A 16,735-nucleotide genomic window follows, 5' to 3' on the forward strand; every position below is an offset into this window, starting at 1 on the left:
CCCGCTGCCGTCACCGGCCGGACAGCGCCTTCGGCCCGGCCCCTTGCCGCCCGCCCCGTCGGCTCATCCTCCGAACAGTCCCTGCTGCCGCGGCACGTCCCGGACGAACACCACCCCGTCCAGCTCCCCCAGCGCGTCCGGGTCGAGCCCGAAGTACGTGTGGTCCGCGGGCACCCGCGGCTTCGCCCGGCCGGCGGCCGTGGTGGCGAGCAGGTGCGGGTCGAGGACGGTGCGGGCCTCGGGGAGGGTGGTGAGCAGGCCTTCGAGGGTGTCGGGCGCGGGGTGGTCGTCGGCGCCGCGGTTGCCGAAGGTGGTGGCGACGAAGGCGTAGCCGTCGTGGCGGGAGGCGAGTACGGATCCGGCGCTCCACCACTGGAGTTGGTGCTCGCCGAGCTGGATCCGGCTGGCTTCGCGCTGCAGGTGGCGGTTGTGCGCGAAGACCAGCGTCGGCCCGCGCGGCGCCTCCCGGCGGAGGATCGCGTCGAGGTTGTCGGCCATCATCAGATCGCGTTGGCGCATCAGCGAGTTGAGGCGGTCGGGGCCGGTTCCGGCGGTGGCCGCGTGGTAGCGCAGCAGGCCGGTCGCGGTGCGGGCGTCGAGCTCCGCCCGCCAGTGCGTCTCCTCCGCGCGAGCGGCGCCGGCCGTGAACTGCGGCCGGTGCGCGGCGAGCAGCACCGCGAGTCCGTCGGCGAGCAGGCGCAGCCGCACGGCGTCCTCGCCGCGTCCGACCGAGCGGGACGGGTCGAGGGCGGCGGCGGGTTCGGTCCAGCGCGCGTCGCTGCCGTGCAGTCGATCCAACTCGGCGCGGTCCGGCAGCAGTTCGGCGGGGAGGTGGGCGGCCAGGTAGTCGTGCAGGCGGAGCAGCGCGCGGCCGGGCGCGGCGGCGCCGGTGGTCTCCAGCGGGCCGTCCGCTCCGTACAGGCGCAGGTGGTCGGCGGCGGGGCGTCCGGCGTTGTACTCCCGCATCCAGGCGACGAGTCGGCGGTTGCCTTCGTACTCGCCGAAGCCGTGGGAGAGGCCCGCGCGGACCGCCGTGTCGGGGTCGCCCGGGCCGCCGGCCACGTACGCGGCGTCGAGGGCGAGGGCGGCCAGGCAGTCGCTCTCCAGGGCGATCGAGCGGTAGCCGTGCTCGGCGACCAGGTGGCGGAACAGCTCGTTGCGGAGGTCGAGGAAGTCCTCGACGCCGTGGGTGGGTTCACCGAGGGCCAGCACGCGGGTGCCGGCGGGGATCAGGTCGGTGACGGCGGCGGGGGAGAACGGACGCGCGGCGGCGGTCAGCGGAACGGTCATGACTTCCACCGTATCGTTGAAGTCTCGTTGTAGACTTTTCCGCTCCCAGTCCGCGTTCCGAGCAGAAAAGTCTCAACTTGGCTCTCCGCCCCGTCGATCTGGCCCGGGAGCACGGTCTGTCCACCCAGGCGGTGCGCAACTACGAGGAGGCGGGCATCCTGCCGCCCGCCGAGCGCTCCCCGCACGGGTACCGCCGTTACGGCGAGCGGCACGCGGCCGCCCTGCGCGCGTTCCTGGCCCTGGTCCCGGGACACGGGCATCCGGCGGCGGCCGCGATCCTGTGCGCCGTCAACACCGGCGCCCTCGACGAGGCCCTGCGCCTGGTCGACGAGAGTCATGCCCGCCTGGCCGAGGACCGCCGCACCCTGGACGCCGTCCGCACCGCGCTCGACCACCTGCCCGCCGCCGCCCGACCGGACGTCGCCGAGGGCGAGCCGGTGCACATCGGCGCGATCGCCCACCGGCTGGGCCTGCGCCCGGCCACCCTCCGCGAGTGGGAGCGCGCGGGCCTGGTCACCCCGTCCCGGGACCCGCGCACCGGCTACCGCGTCTACTCCCCCGCCCAGGTCCGCGAACTGCTGCTCGCCGAGCAGCTCCGCCGCGGCGGCCACGGCCTGGCCACCACCGCAGACCTCCTCCACCGCCTCCGCACGGCCGGCGGCCCGGAGGCCGTCCGCCCCGCCCTCGCCGGCTGGCAGGCCCGCCTGGCCGCCCGGGGCCGCGCCCTCCTCGCCGGCGCCGCCGCCCTCCACACCTACCTGGACCACCCGCAGCCGCAGCCGTGACGCCGTCCTCGCCCTGACGAACCGTCGGCCGCCCTTGTAGGAACTGCACAGATCAGGCGTATGCGACTCGGTCGCGTCCGGCAGCCCCGAAGTCACAACTCCCTTGGCAGAGTGAGCACCGTCGACCCGTCCGACCGACCGTCGGGACGTCGATCATTGTGCTGCCATCACAACGGGAGTAACGGAGTCTCGCCATGCGCACCGACCACGACACCGTCAAGATCACCGGCCTCGGCGCCACCACCCCGCTCGGCGGGACGGCGCCGGCCACCTGGCAGGCCATGTGCGAGGGACGCAACGGCATCCGCGCCCTGGAGCACCCGTGGGCGGCCGACCTGCCGATCCGGATCGCTGGGCAGCTCGCCGTCGAACCCGCCGAGGTGCTGGACCGGATCGAGGCCCGCCGCCTGGACCGCAGCGAGCAACTCGCCCTGATCGCCGCCCGCGAGGCCTGGGCCGACGCCGGACGCCCGGCCGTGGACGGCGAACGCCTCGCCGTGGTGATCGGCACCGGCACCGGCGGCGCGGTCACGATGCTCGACCAGGACGACGTCCTGGAGCGCTCGGGCGTCCGCAAGGTGTCCCCGCACACCGTCCCGATGCTGATGGCCAACGGGCCCGCCGCCTGGGTGTCCATCGACCTCGGGGCACGCGCCGGCGCCCACACCACCGTCAGCGCCTGCGCCTCCGGCGCGGAGGCGATCGCCCTCGGACTGGACCTGATCCGCCTCGGCCGGGCCGACGTGGTGATCGCCGGCGGCACCGAGGCCTGCCTGCACCCGCTCCCGCTGGCCGGCTTCGCCCAGGCCCGCGCCCACTCGCTGCGCAACGCCGACCCCGAGCGCGCCTCCCGCCCGTTCGACCTGGACCGGGACGGCTTCGTGATCGCCGAGGGCGCCGCGGTGCTGGTGCTCGAACGCGCCTCGCTGCGCCCGGACGCGCACGGCTACGCGGTGCTGGCCGGCGCGGCCGTCACCTCCGACGCCCACCACATCACCGCCGGGCACCCGGACGGCCAGCGCCGGGCCATCACCCGCGCGCTCGCCGAGGCGGGCGTCGCGCCGGAGCAGATCGGCCTGGTGCACGCCCACGCCACCTCCACCGAGAAGGGCGACCTCACCGAGGCCGACAGCCTCACCCGGGTGTTCGGCCCGCACCGCCCCGCCGTCACCGCCACCAAGTCGATGACCGGCCACCTGTTCGGCGCGGCCGGCGCCCTGGCCGCGCTGGCCGGCGCCTGGTCGCTGCACGACCGGTTCGCCCCGCCCGTCCGCAACCTGACCGACCCGGACCCGGCCGCCGACCTCGACCTGGTCACCGGCGAGGGGCGCACCGTGCTCACCGACGCCGTCCTGGTCAACGCCTTCGGCTTCGGCGGCCACAACGCGAGCCTGGTCCTCACCTCCTCCTGACCGGCCGTCACCCGCGCGACCGGGCGCCCGCCCGGCCGGCCCGGTCCAGCTCGACCGCCAGCTCGGTCAACTCCTCTACTCGCAGTACCCGTTGGCCGGGCGGAAGCGGCACGTGCAGGGCCGCGAGCCAGTCCTCCGGAATCGCGGCGGCCCCGTACACGGCCCCGGCCAGGCCGCCCGTGACGGCGGCCGTGGTGTCGGTGTCGCCGCCGAGGTCGATCACCGCCCGCAGGGCCCCGGGGAAGTCGCCCGTGGTGCGCAGCGCCCAGAGCGCGGAGCCCAGGCAGGCCCAGACCGCGCCGTTGGACTCGGTGGCCTCTGAGGGGTGCCAGTCCGCGGCGAGCACCCGGGACCACCGCCCGCGGTGCTCGGCCCGGACGGCGTTCAGGGTGCCGGGGAGCGCGGCGAGCGGGTCGCCGCCGTCGAGGGCGACCCGCAGCAGTTCGTGCAGGATCGCGGTGCCTTCCCAGGCGGCGCCGTCCCCGTGGGTGAGGGCGGTGATCCGGCGGCCGGCGTCCATGGTGGCGTCCCGCCCGAGCGGGGCGAACCGGACGGCGGCGGTGACGGCGCGCATCAGGGCGCCGTTGCCGGCTGCGCGTCCCTCGGTCCGGAAGTGGATCGCGGCGGCAGCGCCTCGGCAGACAGCCTTCGCCCGTCACGGAGCGGCGTCCGGTGCGTGCGCTCGGCGTGCCGGCCGGAAGCCCTCGTACTGGGTGTACTTGGGTTTTCGGCCGGTGCGGCGAGAGTGCGTGCCGGGCGTCGCGACGGGGCGAAGGTTGTCTGCCGAGGCGCGAGGTCCCAGGGCAGTCCGCTGCCGAGCACGATCTCGGTCTGGATGCCGATGTCCTTCGGGTCGGCGGCCGCCCAGGCCCGGAAGCGTTCGAAGACGTCGGGCAGGTCGAGTCCGCCGGCCGCCACCAGCGACTCCCCGAGGTGGACGGCCAGCTGGGTGTCGTCGGTGGCCTCGCCCGGGTCCCAGCCGCCGCCACCGCCCATCGCGGCCGCGCCCGGGTAGCGCTGCCCGAACATCCCGGCGGCCCCGAACTCGAAGGGCGCCCCGAGCGCGTCCCCGACCGCCGAACCCAGCACCGCACCGACCACGCGTTCGCGCCGCTCCACCACGCCTCCTCACGATCCGCCGTCACTCGGTCACCGGGCGGATCCGGGGCCGGTCCTCCGATAGCCTGGAGGCACGATGAACTGTTTCACCACCGCCTGGGGCGAGTTCGAGCTGGCCCGGTTCCCGGAGGATCCGCGCGAGCAACTGCGCGCCTGGGACGCCTCGGACGAGTACCTGCTGCGGCACCTGAAGGAGAACCCGGCGGGGCTGGACGGGGCGGTGGCGGTGCTCGGCGACCGCTGGGGCGCGCTGTCGACGGCGCTCGCGGAGCCGGCCGGGTCGCTGACGGCGATCACCGACTCCTACCTCTCGGCCCGCGCCGTCGCCGCGAACCTGGCCCGCAACGGGGTGGACCCGGCCCGGGTGGACGTCCGCAGCACGCAGGACGCGCCGCCGGAGCGGATCGACCTGCTGCTGGTGCGCGTCCCGAAGAGCCTGGCGCTGCTGGAGGACCAGCTGCACCGGCTGGCCCCGGCCGTGCACCCGGGAACGGTGGTGGCCGGCACCGGCATGGTGACCGAGATCCACACCTCCACCCTGCAGCTGTTCGAACGGATCCTCGGCCCGACCCGGACGTCCCTGGCGGTCCGCAAGGCCCGCCTGATCCACACCACCCCGGACGGGTCGCTGGCCCGCCCGGCCAACCCGTGGCCGCTGCGGTACCGCCTCCCGGAGGGCATCGGCGTGCTGTCGGGCCGTCAGGTCGCCAACCAGGCGGGCGTGTTCTGCGCGGACCGGCTGGACATCGGCACCCGCTTCTTCCTCCAGCACCTGCCCGACCTGACCGGCGCACGCCGCGTGATCGACCTCGGCTGCGGCAACGGCATCGTCGGCACCGCCGCCGCCCTGAGCGCCCCGGACGCCGAACTGCTCTTCGTGGACGAGTCGTTCCAGGCGGTGGCGTCCGCCGAGGAGACCTTCCGCAGCAACCTCGGCCCGGACGCCCGCGCCGGGTTCCTGGTCGGCGACGCCCTCGCGGACGTCCCCGACGCCTCCGCGGACGTGGTGCTGCTCAACCCGCCGTTCCACTCCCACCAGGCCACCACGGACGCCATCGCCCGCCGGATGTTCGCCGGGGCGCGCCGCGTGCTGCGCCAGGGCGGCGAACTGCGGGTGGTCGGCAACCGCCACCTCGGCCACCACGTGACGCTGCGCCGTCTGTTCGGCAACTGCCGGACGGTGGCGGGCAGCCCGAAGTTCGTGGTGCTCAGCGCGGTGCGCCGCTGACGAAGGCCCCACCGGGGGCTGGTGTACGCACTGTCCCGGCGGTGCTCTATGGTGAGCGCCGTTTCGCCGTGGATCATCGCCGTGGACTCCCGCGGCCGTACGCCACGCCCAGGGGAGGACCAGCACGATGGACGCCGCGCAGCCCGCCCCGGGAGCCCAGGCTCCCGAGGCCCCGTCGCCGACCTGCTTCCGGCACGCCGACCGCGAGTCGTACGTGCGCTGCTCGCGCTGCGACCGCTACGCCTGCCCGGACTGCCGCCGCGAGGCCGCGGTCGGCTACCAGTGCGTGGAGTGCGTCAAGTCCGGCCGGCAGGGCGTCCGGCAGGCCCGGACGGCGTTCGGCGGCCGGATCACCTCCCGGCCGTACGGCACCATCGCGCTGATCGTGGTGAACGTCGCCGTGTACCTCGCCGAGGTGGCCGGCGGCAGGGACTTCGTCAACCGCTTCGCGATGATCGGCTCGGGCGCCCTGTGGCCGTACGACCCCGACACCTGGGACGGCTTCACCCCGATACCGGTGGGCGGCGTCGCGCACGGCGAGTGGTACCGCCTGATCACCGGCAACTTCCTGCACCTGCAGCCGACCGAGCCGCCGTTGGGCGTCGCCCACCTGCTGCTCAACATGTACTGGCTGTGGATGCTCGGCCGGGTGGTCGAGGACCGCCTCGGCGTGCTGCGGATGGTGGGGCTGTACCTGCTCTCCGCGCTGGGCTGCTCCGCGCTCGAGTACCTGCTCAACCCGCACGGCCTGTCGCTGGGCGCGTCCGGCGCGGTGTTCGGACTGGTCGGCGGCTACTGGGTGCTGAGCCGCAAGCAGGGCTACGACCCGCTGGGCGGAAGCCAGTTGATGGTCACCTTCGTGATCTGGATGGTTCTCTCGGCCGGGTTCGCCTCCTGGCAGGGCCACTTGGGCGGCCTGCTGGCCGGCCTGGGCGGCGGCGCGGCACTCGCCTACGCCCCGCGCGAGCAGCGCGGCACCGTCCAGGCGATCAGCCTGACGGCGGTGCTGGCGGTGGTGGCGATCGTCGTCGTGATCGCCACCGACCAGCTCAACCAGCTGGGTTGAGCACCTCGCGGACGGCCTCGCCGAGCAGCGCCGCGGCCTCCCGCAGCCGCTGCTCGGCGAGCCCCGCGTAACCCAGCGCCAGCGCCGGCCGCCCGACGGACCCGGCGGTCCGCCCCGGTGCGACCGTCGCCACCCGCACCCCGCGGCGCAGCGCCGCGGCCGCGACGGCCCGCTCGTCGAGGCCGTCGGGCAGGTCCGCGTACAGGTGCAGTCCGGCTGCCACGCCCTGGAGTTCGGCCTGCGGCAGGTGGGTGCGCAGGGCCTCGGCCAGCGCCTGGCAGCGGGCCCGGTAGCGGGGGCGGACGGTGCGCAGGTGGCGGTCGTAGCCGCCGCTCTGCAGCAGCGCCGCGAAGGCGAGTTGGTCGATCGCGCCGGTGCCGAGGTCGGCGTACTGCTTGGCTCGCCGGAAGTCCTCGGCGAGCGGGCTCGGCAGCACCGCCCAGCCGAGCCGCAGGCCGGGCGCCAGGGTCTTGCTGAGCGAGCCCAGGTACACCGTCCGCTCGGGCGCCAACCCCTGGACGGCGCCCAGCGGTTCGCGGTCGTAGCGGAACTCCGCGTCGTAGTCGTCCTCGACCACCAGCCCGCCGGCCCGGGCCCAGCCGGCGAGTTCGGTCCGCCGGCGGGCCGAGAGCACCACCCCGGTCGGGTACTGGTGGGCCGGGGTGACCAGGACCGTCCGGGCCCCGCTCGCCGCCAACGCGTCGACCACCAGGCCCTCCTGGTCGACGGGGACGCCGAGCGGCTCGACCCCGTGGGCGCGCAGCAGCTCCAGCGTGCCGGGCGAGCCCGGGTCCTCCACCGCGATCGGCCCGCGCCCGCGCCGGGCCAGCACCTGCAGCAGCAGCGCCAGTCCCTGCCCGACCCCGCTGGTCACCACCACCCGCTCGGGCGGCGCGGCCACCGCCCGCACCCGGCCCAGGTAGGCCGCCAACTCCCCGCGCAGCTGCGGGAGTCCGGCCGGATCGCCGTACCCGAGGTCCCGGTTCGCGGCCCCCTGCAGGGCGCGCCGTACCGCACCCGCCCAGGCCGTCCGCGGGAACGCCCCGAGGTCCGGCGAGCCGGGCTTCAGGTCGTACCGCACCTCCGCCGGGGCCACCCGGGCCGGCACCGCCGCCGGGCCGCCCGCGACCCCCGCCGCGACCCTGGTGCCCGATCCCTGCCGCCCCACCAGGTAGCCCTCGGCCGCGAGTTGCTCGTACGCCTCCACCACCACGCCGCGCGAGACCCCCAGCTCGACGGCCAGCACCCGACTCGCCGGCAGCCGCTCCCCCGCCGCCAGCCGGCCCGACCGCACGGCCGCCCGCAACGCGCGGACCAACCGCCCGGTCAGCTCGCCCTCACCCTCCCCCAACGAGATCAGCAACTCCCGCACCCCGACCGCCCCTTCCACCTCGTCCGGCCCGCGACCCGGTCATCGGCCCGCACACTCCGATTGGTCCTCTGTGCAGCCCATCCGGTGGACCTGGGAACCGGACCACTGGCCGCCTAGCGTGCCAGACATGCCCACCTCCGCCGCCACCCCTTCCACCGCCGCCCCGTCCGCCACCGCCGCCGCCGACCGCGGGTCCGGCTCGCTGCGGGCGGCGGCCGCGATGACCCTGCTCGGCGCGTCCACCGGTGTCACCGCGCTGGCCTCGTCCTATCCGCTGGCCGCCGGCCAGGCGCTGCGCTACGCGCTGGCGTCGGCGGTGCTGCTGCCGCTGGCCCGTCGGCAGGGGCGGCTCGCTCACCGCCCGACGGCCCGTGAACTCGGCCTGCTGCTGGCCCTCGCGGGCACCGGCCTGTTCGCGTTCAACCTGCTGATGGTCACCGCACTGCGGCACACCGACGCGTCCGTGGTCGGCAGCGTCGTCGGCTGCACGCCGCTGCTGCTGGGCGTGCTCTCGCCGCTGCTGGCCCGCCGCCGGCCCGCGCCCCGGCTGCTCGCGGCGGCGGCCGTGGTGGTGGCCGGCGCGGCCCTCACCCAGGGGTTCGGCTCCGGCGACGCGGTCGGCCTGGCGTGCGCGACCGGCACCCTGCTGTGCGAGGCGGCGTTCTCGCTGCTGGCCGTCCCGCTGCTGCCCCGGCTGGGCCCGGTGCGGGTGTCCGCGTACACCACGCTGCTGGCGGTGCCGATGTTCGCCGTGACGGCCGCGCTCTCCCCGTCCGCGCTGCGCGCGCCGACCGCCGCCGAACTGCTCGCCCTGCTGTACCTCGGGCTGGTGCTGACCTGCGTGGCGTTCCTGCTCTGGTACTCGGCGCTGACCCGGCTGCCCGCCGACCAGGCCGGGCTGTTCGGCGGCCTGATCCCGCTCACCGCGACCCTCTCGGGAGCCGTCCTCACCGCAACCGCGCCGACGCCGCTGCAGTTCCTCGGCGCCGGCCTGGTCACCGCCGCGCTGGTGGTCCGCCCGGCCCGCCGCCCGGGTTGAGCCCGCACCGTCGCCGGGCGCCGCGCGGCAGCTCACGGCCCGTCAACCACGGGTCCGCCACCCGTCCCACCGGCGGGCGGCTCCGGCACGGGCGGCCACTCGTCCGGGCGGTGGCCGTTGTCGCCGCGCGGCGAGGTCGGCATAGGCTGGGCGGCGATGACAGTCGACCGCCGCAGTGTTCTGCGTTCCTCCGCCCGCCTGGCCGCGCTGACCGCCGCCGGGGGCCTCGCCGCCGCCTGCGGCGGCCCGTCCGACGGCGACGGCGCGAAGAGCGCCTCGGTGGCGGCCCGCCCGCAGCCGGCGCACCTCGCCGAGACCGCGAGCCCGACCGCGAGCCCGTCGCCCGGCGTGTCCGCCTCCCCGTCGCCGACCGCGTTCGCGCTGCCGCCGCTCGCCGCGGACACCCCGCAGGAGGTGGTGACGGGCCCGCGCAGCAGGTCGCAGCTGGCGCTGACCTTCCACGGCCAGGGCGACCCGGCGATCGCGACGGCGCTGCTGACGGCGGCCGAGCAGCGCGGCGCCCGGCTGACGGTGCTGGTGGTGGGCAGCTGGCTGGACGAGCAGCCGCAGATCGCGCAGCGGATCCTGGCCGGCGGCCACGAGCTCGGCAACCACACCCAGAACCACCTGGACATCTCCTCGATGCGCCCGCAGCAGGCGCACGAGGAGATAGCGCAGTGCGCGGAGCGGCTGCAGCGCCTCACCGGGTCGATCGGCCGCTGGTTCCGGCCCTCGGCGACGCAGTACGCCAACGCGATGGTGAAGGAGCAGGCCCGCCAGGTCGGCTACCAGCACGTGCTCTCCTTCGACGTCGACCCGCGCGACTACGCCGACCCGGGCGCCGACACCGTCACCCACCGGGTGCTGAAGACCGCGGAGGCCGGTTCGGTGGTGGCCCTGCACATGGGGCACCCGGGCACGGCGACGGCGCTGCCGGCGATCCTGGACGGCCTGTCCGCGAAGGGCCTGCACGCGGTGACCGCTTCCGAGCTCTGCGCCTGACCGCCCCTGCGGCCCGCCTGACCCTCCCTCACCGCGGGTGCGCCGCCCGTGCGATGCTCGGGACCATGCGCTACCTCATCCTCGGCGCCGGCGCGGTCGGCGGCACCATCGGCGGCCGTCTCCACCAGGCCGGACACGACGTGGTCCTGGTCGCCCGCGGCCCGCACCTGGCGGCGCTGCGCGCCGACGGCCTGCGACTGACCACCCCGGACGGCGTGCACCGGCTGCCCGTCCCGGCGATCGGCGGCCCGGACGAGATCGCCCTGACCGCGGACGACGTGCTGGTTCTGGCGGTGAAGACCCAGCACTCCGCCGCGCTGCTCGACCGGTGGGCGCCGCGTCCGGTCGCGGGCGGCGGCACCGCGGCGGAGCGGCTGCCGGTGGTGTGCGCGCAGAACGGCGTGGCGAACGAGCGGCTGGCGCTGCGCCGCTTCGCCCGGGTGTACGGGATGTGCGTGTGGCTGCCGTCCACGCACCTGGAGCCGGGCCGGGTGTCGGCGGCGGGCTCGCCGCGCTCCGGCATGCTGCACCTGGGCCGCTTCCCGCACGGCGCGGACGAGTTCGCGCGGCGGATGTCGGCGGACCTGACGGCCTCGTACTTCGACGCACCGGTCAGCGCGGACGTGATGGCGTGGAAGTACGCCAAGCTGCTGTCCAACCTGGGCAACGCGCTGGAGGCGGTGGCGGGGCCGATCGACGGGGAGCTGCGCGAGCGGGTGTGGCGGCGGGTGAAGGCCGAGGGCGAGGCGGTGCTGGCGGCCGCCGGGATCGGGTACCCGTCGGAGGAGGAGCAGCGGGCGAAGCGCGGCGACCGGGTGGCGCAGGTGCCGCTGGCGGGCGAGCGGCGCGGCGGCGGGTCGTCCTGGCAGAGCCTGGCGCGCGGCACCGGGGACATCGAGGCGGACTACCTGAACGGCGAGGTGGTGCTGCTGGGCCGGCTGCACGGGGTGCCGACCCCGCTGAACGAGGCGCTGCAGCGGCTGGCGGCGGCGTTCGCCCGCGAGGGCCGCCCGGCGGGTTCGCTCCCGGACGCCGAGCTGGCCGCGCTCGCGGCCGGCTGACCTCCCGTCACGCCATCGGGTCCTCCGGCCCGTACGGGCGCAGCCGCAGGGTGCGGGCGTCGGTGGAGCGGATGGTGGCGGCGGAGGCGACCAGGGTCTCCAGGTTGTCGCGCCCGGCGTGCAGGAAGCGGCCGTGCAGTCCGTCGAAACGGCCGCGGGCCGCGTCGACGGTGACGGCGACCATGTAGGGGACGGAGCCCCAGGCCTTCATGTCGCGGAACATCGGCATGCCGGCGGTCATGTCGGTGGCGACGGCCCCAGGGCTGATGTCGAGGACCACGATGCCGTGCCGGCCGACCGAGTCGGCGATGTTGTCGGACAGCTGCAGCAGCGCGCCCTTGGAGGTGGCGTAGGCGGTGTAGTTGCCGTCGGGGCGCAGCGCGAAGCCGCTGTTCAGGTTGATGACCCGGCCGCGCCCTCGCCGCACCATGCCGGGCAGCACGTTGCGCAGCAGGTTGTAGGGGCCGCGCAGGTTGGTCTCGACGACCTGCCACCACTGGGCGGGGTCGGTCTCCCAGATCGGGACTTCGGCGCGGTCGACCTGCCCGGCGTTGTTGATCAGCAGGTCGACGGGGCCGAGGTCGCGTTCGATCGAGCGGACGGCTTCGCGGACGGCGCCGGGCCGGGCGACGTCGGCGGTGACGGCGACGCCGCGGGCGCCGTGCCGGACGCACTCCTTCAGGGTGGCGATCAGCTTGTCCTGGGTGCGGCCGACGAGACCGACGGCCATGCCCTCGGCGGCCAGTCCGATGGCGATCTCCCGCCCGATGCCGCGTCCCGCTCCGGTGACCAGTCCGACCTGTCCGGCGAGTGATCCCGTCCCCATGTGCTGCTCCCTCCTCCGGCTGGACCATCGCATTCTGGTCCGCCGCCCGGGGGCGCACGGGGAGCGCGCGCGGCGCACCACCCGGCCTCACCCGTTCGGCCCAGCGCCGCCGTGCGGGGGCCGGGGACCAGGCGAGGTGAACGCCCGTCAACGCAGGTAGTACCGTCGTCCGGGCGGACCGCCGCACCCGCCAACCGGGCGGGAGGCGGCCGTGACAACACCAGGCTGGGAAACCCCCAGCTCCACGTGAAGGGCAACTGAGTGAGTGACATCGCGCGTGTCGGAGTGGTCGGCTGCGGGCTCATGGGGTCGGGCATCGCCGAGGTCTTCGCCCGTTCCGGCCTGGACGTGCTGGTCTCGGAGGCCAGTGGCGAGGCCCTGGAGCTGGGCCGGACCCGGCTGACCAACTCCCTGGAGACGGCCGTGCGGCGCGGCAAGCTGTCGGAGCAGGAGCGCGACGAGGCGCTGTCCCGGCTGGCGTTCACCACCGAGCTCGCCGACTTCCACGACCGGGACCTGGTGGTCGAGGCGGTCGCGGAGCGCGAGGACATCAAGGTCAAGATCTTCCAGACGCTGGACCAGGTGGTGACCCGCCGGGACGCGATCCTGGCCTCCAACACCTCCTCCATCCCGATCGTGAAGCTGGCGGCGGCGACCGGCCGCCCCGAGCAGGTGATCGGCCTGCACTTCTTCAACCCGGCGCCGGTGCAGAAGCTGGTCGAGGTGATCCCGACCCTGACCACCTCGGCGGAGACCACCACCCGCGCCGAGCAGTTCACCGTCGAGGTGCTCGGCAAGGAGCCGATCCGGGCCCGCGACCGGGCCGGCTTCGTGGTCAACGCCCTGCTGGTGCCGTACCTGCTGTCCGCGGTGCGGATGTTCGAGTCGGGCGTGGCGACGGCCGCCGACATCGACAAGGGCATGGAGGCGGGCTGCGCCCACCCGATGGGCCCGCTGCGGCTGTGCGACCTGATCGGCCTGGACACCATCGTCTCGATCGCCGAGTCGATGTACGACGAGTACAAGGAGCCGCTGTACGCGGCGCCGCCGCTGCTGTCCCGGATGGTCGACGCGGGCCTGCTGGGCCGCAAGTCCGGCCGCGGCTTCTACGACTACACCGCGACGGCCTGACCTGCTCTCTCCCGCCGGATCGGTCAGGGCCGCCCCCTTCGTCACCGTCGGGGGCGGCCTTCGGCGCGTCAGGGGGTGGCGTAGCGGGCGACGTCGGCGACCTTGCAGCTGACCGGGCCGTGCGGGTCGGCGACGCCCTGGGCCTGCTCTTCCGCCTGCTGCCCCGGCGGGAGCGCCCCGGCGGCGGCCGCGCCGGTGGTGACCTGCCGGCCCGCGCCGTCCAGGAACGCGATCTGCACCACGTAGTTGCTGGTGACGGCGGTGCGGTTGGTGATCCGCACGGTGGCGGCGGGCCAGTGCAGCTCGGGGTCGACCGCGCACCCGGTCACCTCGACGTCGTCGTCGGCGGCCCGGGCGGCGGCGGAGGCGTTCGCCGCTCCGCCCCCGTCCGCCGGTTCGCAGCCCGCGACCGCGAACGCGGCGGCCAGGCAGGCGGCGGTGAGGATCGCTCGGATGCGCATGGTCTCCCCCGGGGACGGCGTGGGTCGAAGCCGACGCTACCGACCCCGCGGGCCCGGCCGCCCCGAATGTGTCCGAGCTGTAACCGCCCTGCGGAGCAAGTGTGCTGACGGTACGTCAACAACCCGATGGGCCCGGCGCCGCGAGGACGCCGGGCGCGCTCGGCCGCCCTCAGCTGTTGATCTGGTACGGGTCCCCGTAGACCTTCCACTTCAGCGGCGGGTTGAGGTCGAAGTTCTTGTTGTTCAGGAACACCCGCTGCTCGGTGTCGACCCGGCTGGTGTCGGCGTGCGCCTCCTCCTGCTTCATGATCACCTTGCGGGCGTCCAGGAAGGCGTTCAGGTAGGCGGTCTCGTCGCCGCCCTGGGCCGGGGTCTTGGCCTTCTTCATGGCCGCGGCCCGGATGCCGCCGAAGCTGTCCGAGCTGTTGCCGGGGCCGTGCATCACGATGGCGTCGTAGTAGATGAACTGGCCGAGCGCGCGCAGGCCGTCCGACTTGGCCTGCTTCACCGACGGGTTGAAGTACACCCGGTCGCGCTCGTCGTTCTGCGCCCGCTGGAAGACGGTGTCCTTGGCGGCGGTCGCCCAGTCCCTGGTGAACGCGCTGCCCAGGCCGGAGTGCGACTCGGTGCCGTTGACCTTCTTCAGGGCGGGCAGGTACTTCGCCAGCACGTTGCCGGGCTTCAGGTCGGTGTAGTGCTCGACCAGCTCCAGCATGTCGCCGGTGCCGGAGCAGAAGCCGATGATGCCGGCGGTGTAGCCGCGGCCGTCGCCGATGTCCTCGATGTACTTGTACTGCGCCTTCCAGTCCAGCGAGGAGTTCTCCGCCGAGGAGACCAGCTCCATGGCGATCTCCTTCTTGTGCGCGTCGTCGAGCCCGACGCCGGCGGCGTTGCCCACCCCGGCGGTGGCCAGGGTCAGGGGGAGGGCGGTGAGCAGGACCGCCACGGCGGCCCGGGCGGTGCGAGGCATGGTGCGCATCTGACGCTCCGTCTGTCGGCTGCGGGCATGGGGGCACCCGCAGGAGAGTTAGGAAACTTTCCTAACCAGATTGAAGCGGCCGGACCGCATCCCCCGCAAGACCCCGGACCGGATTTGACAGGTACTCAGCCCCCGCCCGGCCGCAAACCGTTGGCCCCCACCGTCCGGACCGGCCATGCTGGACCGAATGGAGATCCGCGAAGCCACCCCCGAGGACTGGGCCGCCGTCTGGCCGTTCTTCCACCGCATCGTCGCCGCCGGCGAGACCTTCACCTACCCGGCCGACCTCAGCTCCGCCACCGCCCGCGACTGGTGGCTGCTGAACGCCCCCAACCGCACCGTGGTCGCCGTCGACGACCACGGCACGGTGGTCGGCACCGCCAAGATGAACAACAACCAGTGGGGCAACGGCTCCCACGTCGCCAGCGCCAGCTACATGGTCGACCCCGACCACGCCGGCCGCGGCACCGGCCGCGCCCTGTGCGAGCACACCCTCGACTGGGCCCGCCGGCAGGGCTTCCGCGCCATGCAGTTCAACGCCGTCGTCGCCACCAACACGGCCGCCGTCGCGCTGTACCGCTCACTCGGCTTCACGATCATCGGCACCGTGCCCGAAGGCTTCCACCACCCCGCCCACGGCTACGTCGGACTGCACGTCATGCACCGCCCGCTGTGACCGCCCGCCCCTCCCGCAGCACCGCCGGCCGCGACCCCACCGTCACCAGCAGCGAGAGCCCCGCCAGCACCCCGATCGCCCACACCGGGTCCACCCACTGCGCCAGCGCCCCCGCCGACGCCGCCCCGACGCCCTGCCACGCCAGCCGGCCCGCCGACTCCACCCCCTGCACCTGGCCCCGCGCCCGCTCCGGCGTCAGCGCCAGCAACCGCTCCTGCAACGGCAGCGTCGCCGCGAACCCCACCCCCGCCACGCCCACCGCCAGCACCGCCACCACCACCGGCGGACGCACCGCCAGCACCAGGAACGGCCCCGCCAGCAGCAGCCGCAACCCGAACGCCCACCGCGCCCGCCGCGCCGCGTCCAGCACCCGCCCCACCACCAGGTCGCCCACCAGCATCCCCGCCGAACTCGCCGCGAAGAGCGCCCCCGCCGCGCCCGGCGCGTACGGCAGGAACAGCGCCTCGCACCCCACCACCAGCCCGTTCGGCACCCACAGGTTCACCAGCAGCGCCCGCCGCCCCGGCCGCCCCAGCAACTCGACGTTGCCCCGCCAGGTCTCCCGCAGCCCCGGTCGGCGCGCCAGCCGCACCGACCGCTCCCGCACCGTCCCCGCCACCACCAGCGTCGCCGCCGCCGCCAACCCGGCCGCCGCGCCCATCACCTGATACGGACTCAGCAGCGCCGACAGCGCCCCGCCCGCCGCGAAGCCCAGCACCGCCGCCCCGCCCGAGGTCAGGTTCATCAACGACCGCGCCGCCGCGTACCCCTCCGCCGGCACGATCTCCGCCAGCAGCCCCATCCGCGTCCCCGCCCCCAGCGCCTGGAAGAACCCCACCACCAGCAGCAGCCCGAACCGCCCCGGCAACGGCAGCCCCGGCACCGCCTGCGCCCCCAACGCCCCCACCGACACCAGGTGCAGCCCCACCAATGTCCGCCGCGGCCGACTCCCGTCCGCCACCGACATCAGCGTCATCGCGCCCACCACCGCGGCGAAGGACGCCCCGTACATGCTCACCGCCGTCAACAACGGCGACCCCGTCCGCACCTGCACCGACATCCCCAGCGCGAACCCCGACAACGTCCCGGCTCCCGCCATCAGCGAGAACCCCACGTACAACCCGACGAACTCCCGCTGCCGCAACAGCGCCCGATATCCATGAGAACCCATGAAAAAAGCCTCCGAAGCTCCCCCGGCGCGGGGGCCCTCGAAGGCCTGCACGGTAAACGTACCACCCCGGCGGCGACCCGAGCCAGGAGGACGACGGGGCCCCGCCGCGCGCCGAAG

General features: G+C 75.0%; 15 protein-coding genes and 2 pseudogenes. 9 read left to right on the forward strand and 8 right to left on the reverse strand.

Translation table 11 applies throughout. The annotated features are described in order from the left end of the window. Nucleotides 1–63: 63 nt before the first annotated feature. Nucleotides 64–1,290, reverse strand: a complete 1,227-nt coding sequence (locus tag BX266_RS06925) for an erythromycin esterase family protein (RefSeq protein ID WP_099898027.1) — start codon at nucleotides 1,288–1,290, stop codon at nucleotides 64–66. Nucleotides 1,291–1,367: 77 nt separating this feature from the next. Here BX266_RS06925 and BX266_RS06930 point away from each other — a divergent pair, with 77 nt between their 5' ends. Beyond that, complete coding sequence (locus BX266_RS06930; RefSeq protein ID WP_099898028.1) at nucleotides 1,368–2,075, forward strand: MerR family transcriptional regulator; 708 nt, start codon at nucleotides 1,368–1,370, stop codon at nucleotides 2,073–2,075. Nucleotides 2,076–2,269: 194 nt separating this feature from the next. Further along, entirely contained in the window at nucleotides 2,270–3,487 is a 1,218-nt protein-coding gene (locus BX266_RS06935; RefSeq protein ID WP_099898029.1) for a beta-ketoacyl synthase, read from the forward strand. A gap of 7 nt (nucleotides 3,488–3,494) precedes the next feature. Here BX266_RS06935 and BX266_RS06940 read toward each other — a convergent pair. Together BX266_RS06940 and BX266_RS06945 are read right to left on the reverse strand one after the other, a co-directional pair. Continuing rightward, nucleotides 3,495–4,118 (reverse strand): annotated as a pseudogene (locus BX266_RS06940) (ADP-ribosylglycohydrolase family protein); the annotation flags it as partial. A gap of 161 nt (nucleotides 4,119–4,279) precedes the next feature. Next, nucleotides 4,280–4,606: pseudogene (locus tag BX266_RS06945) on the reverse strand (ADP-ribosylglycohydrolase family protein); the annotation flags it as partial. A gap of 76 nt (nucleotides 4,607–4,682) precedes the next feature. On the opposite strand from BX266_RS06945, the gene BX266_RS06950 reads away from it, so the two are divergent. Both BX266_RS06950 and BX266_RS06955 read left to right on the forward strand, forming a co-directional pair. Continuing rightward, on the forward strand, nucleotides 4,683–5,834 hold the full coding sequence (locus tag BX266_RS06950) for a methyltransferase (protein WP_099898031.1): 1,152 nt from the start codon (nucleotides 4,683–4,685) through the stop codon (nucleotides 5,832–5,834). A gap of 127 nt (nucleotides 5,835–5,961) precedes the next feature. After that, nucleotides 5,962–6,900: a rhomboid family intramembrane serine protease gene (locus BX266_RS06955; protein ID WP_099898032.1), complete on the forward strand. Its 939-nt coding sequence runs from the start codon at nucleotides 5,962–5,964 to the stop codon at nucleotides 6,898–6,900. Here BX266_RS06955 and BX266_RS06960 read toward each other — a convergent pair. Continuing rightward, on the reverse strand, nucleotides 6,884–8,272 hold the full coding sequence (locus tag BX266_RS06960) for a PLP-dependent aminotransferase family protein (protein WP_099898033.1): 1,389 nt from the start codon (nucleotides 8,270–8,272) through the stop codon (nucleotides 6,884–6,886). The two genes, BX266_RS06955 and BX266_RS06960, sit on opposite strands and share 17 nt — an antisense overlap. Before the next feature lie 127 nt (nucleotides 8,273–8,399). On the opposite strand from BX266_RS06960, the gene BX266_RS06965 reads away from it, so the two are divergent. The 3 genes from BX266_RS06965 to BX266_RS06975 all read left to right on the forward strand — a co-directional run bounded on the left by BX266_RS06965 (nucleotide 8,400) and on the right by BX266_RS06975 (nucleotide 11,374). Next, nucleotides 8,400–9,311 (forward strand): DMT family transporter, encoded by a 912-nt coding sequence (locus BX266_RS06965; RefSeq protein WP_218969235.1) that lies wholly within the window; start codon nucleotides 8,400–8,402, stop codon nucleotides 9,309–9,311. A gap of 156 nt (nucleotides 9,312–9,467) precedes the next feature. Then, nucleotides 9,468–10,313, forward strand: a complete 846-nt coding sequence (locus tag BX266_RS06970) for a polysaccharide deacetylase family protein (RefSeq protein WP_099898034.1) — start codon at nucleotides 9,468–9,470, stop codon at nucleotides 10,311–10,313. 65 nt (nucleotides 10,314–10,378) lie between these two features. After that, on the forward strand, nucleotides 10,379–11,374 hold the full coding sequence (locus BX266_RS06975; RefSeq protein ID WP_099907498.1) for a ketopantoate reductase family protein: 996 nt from the start codon (nucleotides 10,379–10,381) through the stop codon (nucleotides 11,372–11,374). A 7-nt stretch (nucleotides 11,375–11,381) separates the two neighbouring features. Here BX266_RS06975 and BX266_RS06980 read toward each other — a convergent pair whose 3' ends face one another. Further along, nucleotides 11,382–12,200, reverse strand: coding sequence for an SDR family NAD(P)-dependent oxidoreductase (locus tag BX266_RS06980; RefSeq protein WP_099898035.1), 819 nt, complete (start codon nucleotides 12,198–12,200; stop codon nucleotides 11,382–11,384). 261 nt (nucleotides 12,201–12,461) lie between these two features. On the opposite strand from BX266_RS06980, the gene BX266_RS06985 reads away from it, so the two are divergent. Then, on the forward strand, nucleotides 12,462–13,331 hold the full coding sequence (locus BX266_RS06985; protein ID WP_099898036.1) for a 3-hydroxybutyryl-CoA dehydrogenase: 870 nt from the start codon (nucleotides 12,462–12,464) through the stop codon (nucleotides 13,329–13,331). A 68-nt stretch (nucleotides 13,332–13,399) separates the two neighbouring features. Here the strand turns inward: BX266_RS06985 and BX266_RS06990 are convergent, their stop codons facing one another. After that, entirely contained in the window at nucleotides 13,400–13,792 is a 393-nt protein-coding gene (locus BX266_RS06990) for an FxLYD domain-containing protein (RefSeq protein ID WP_099898037.1), read from the reverse strand. A gap of 169 nt (nucleotides 13,793–13,961) precedes the next feature. Next, nucleotides 13,962–14,771, reverse strand: coding sequence for a chitosanase (locus tag BX266_RS06995; protein ID WP_099898038.1), 810 nt, complete (start codon nucleotides 14,769–14,771; stop codon nucleotides 13,962–13,964). Between the two features lie 187 nt (nucleotides 14,772–14,958). On the opposite strand from BX266_RS06995, the gene BX266_RS07000 reads away from it, so the two are divergent. Continuing rightward, entirely contained in the window at nucleotides 14,959–15,447 is a 489-nt protein-coding gene (locus BX266_RS07000; protein WP_099907501.1) for a GNAT family N-acetyltransferase, read from the forward strand. Here BX266_RS07000 and BX266_RS07005 read toward each other — a convergent pair. After that, nucleotides 15,428–16,618 (reverse strand): hypothetical protein, encoded by a 1,191-nt coding sequence (locus tag BX266_RS07005; protein WP_099907503.1) that lies wholly within the window; start codon nucleotides 16,616–16,618, stop codon nucleotides 15,428–15,430. The two genes, BX266_RS07000 and BX266_RS07005, sit on opposite strands and share 20 nt — an antisense overlap. Between the last annotated feature and the right edge of the window lie 117 nt (nucleotides 16,619–16,735).

Source organism: Streptomyces sp. TLI_171, from assembly GCF_003610255.1.
GTDB lineage: Bacteria > Actinomycetota > Actinomycetes > Streptomycetales > Streptomycetaceae > Kitasatospora.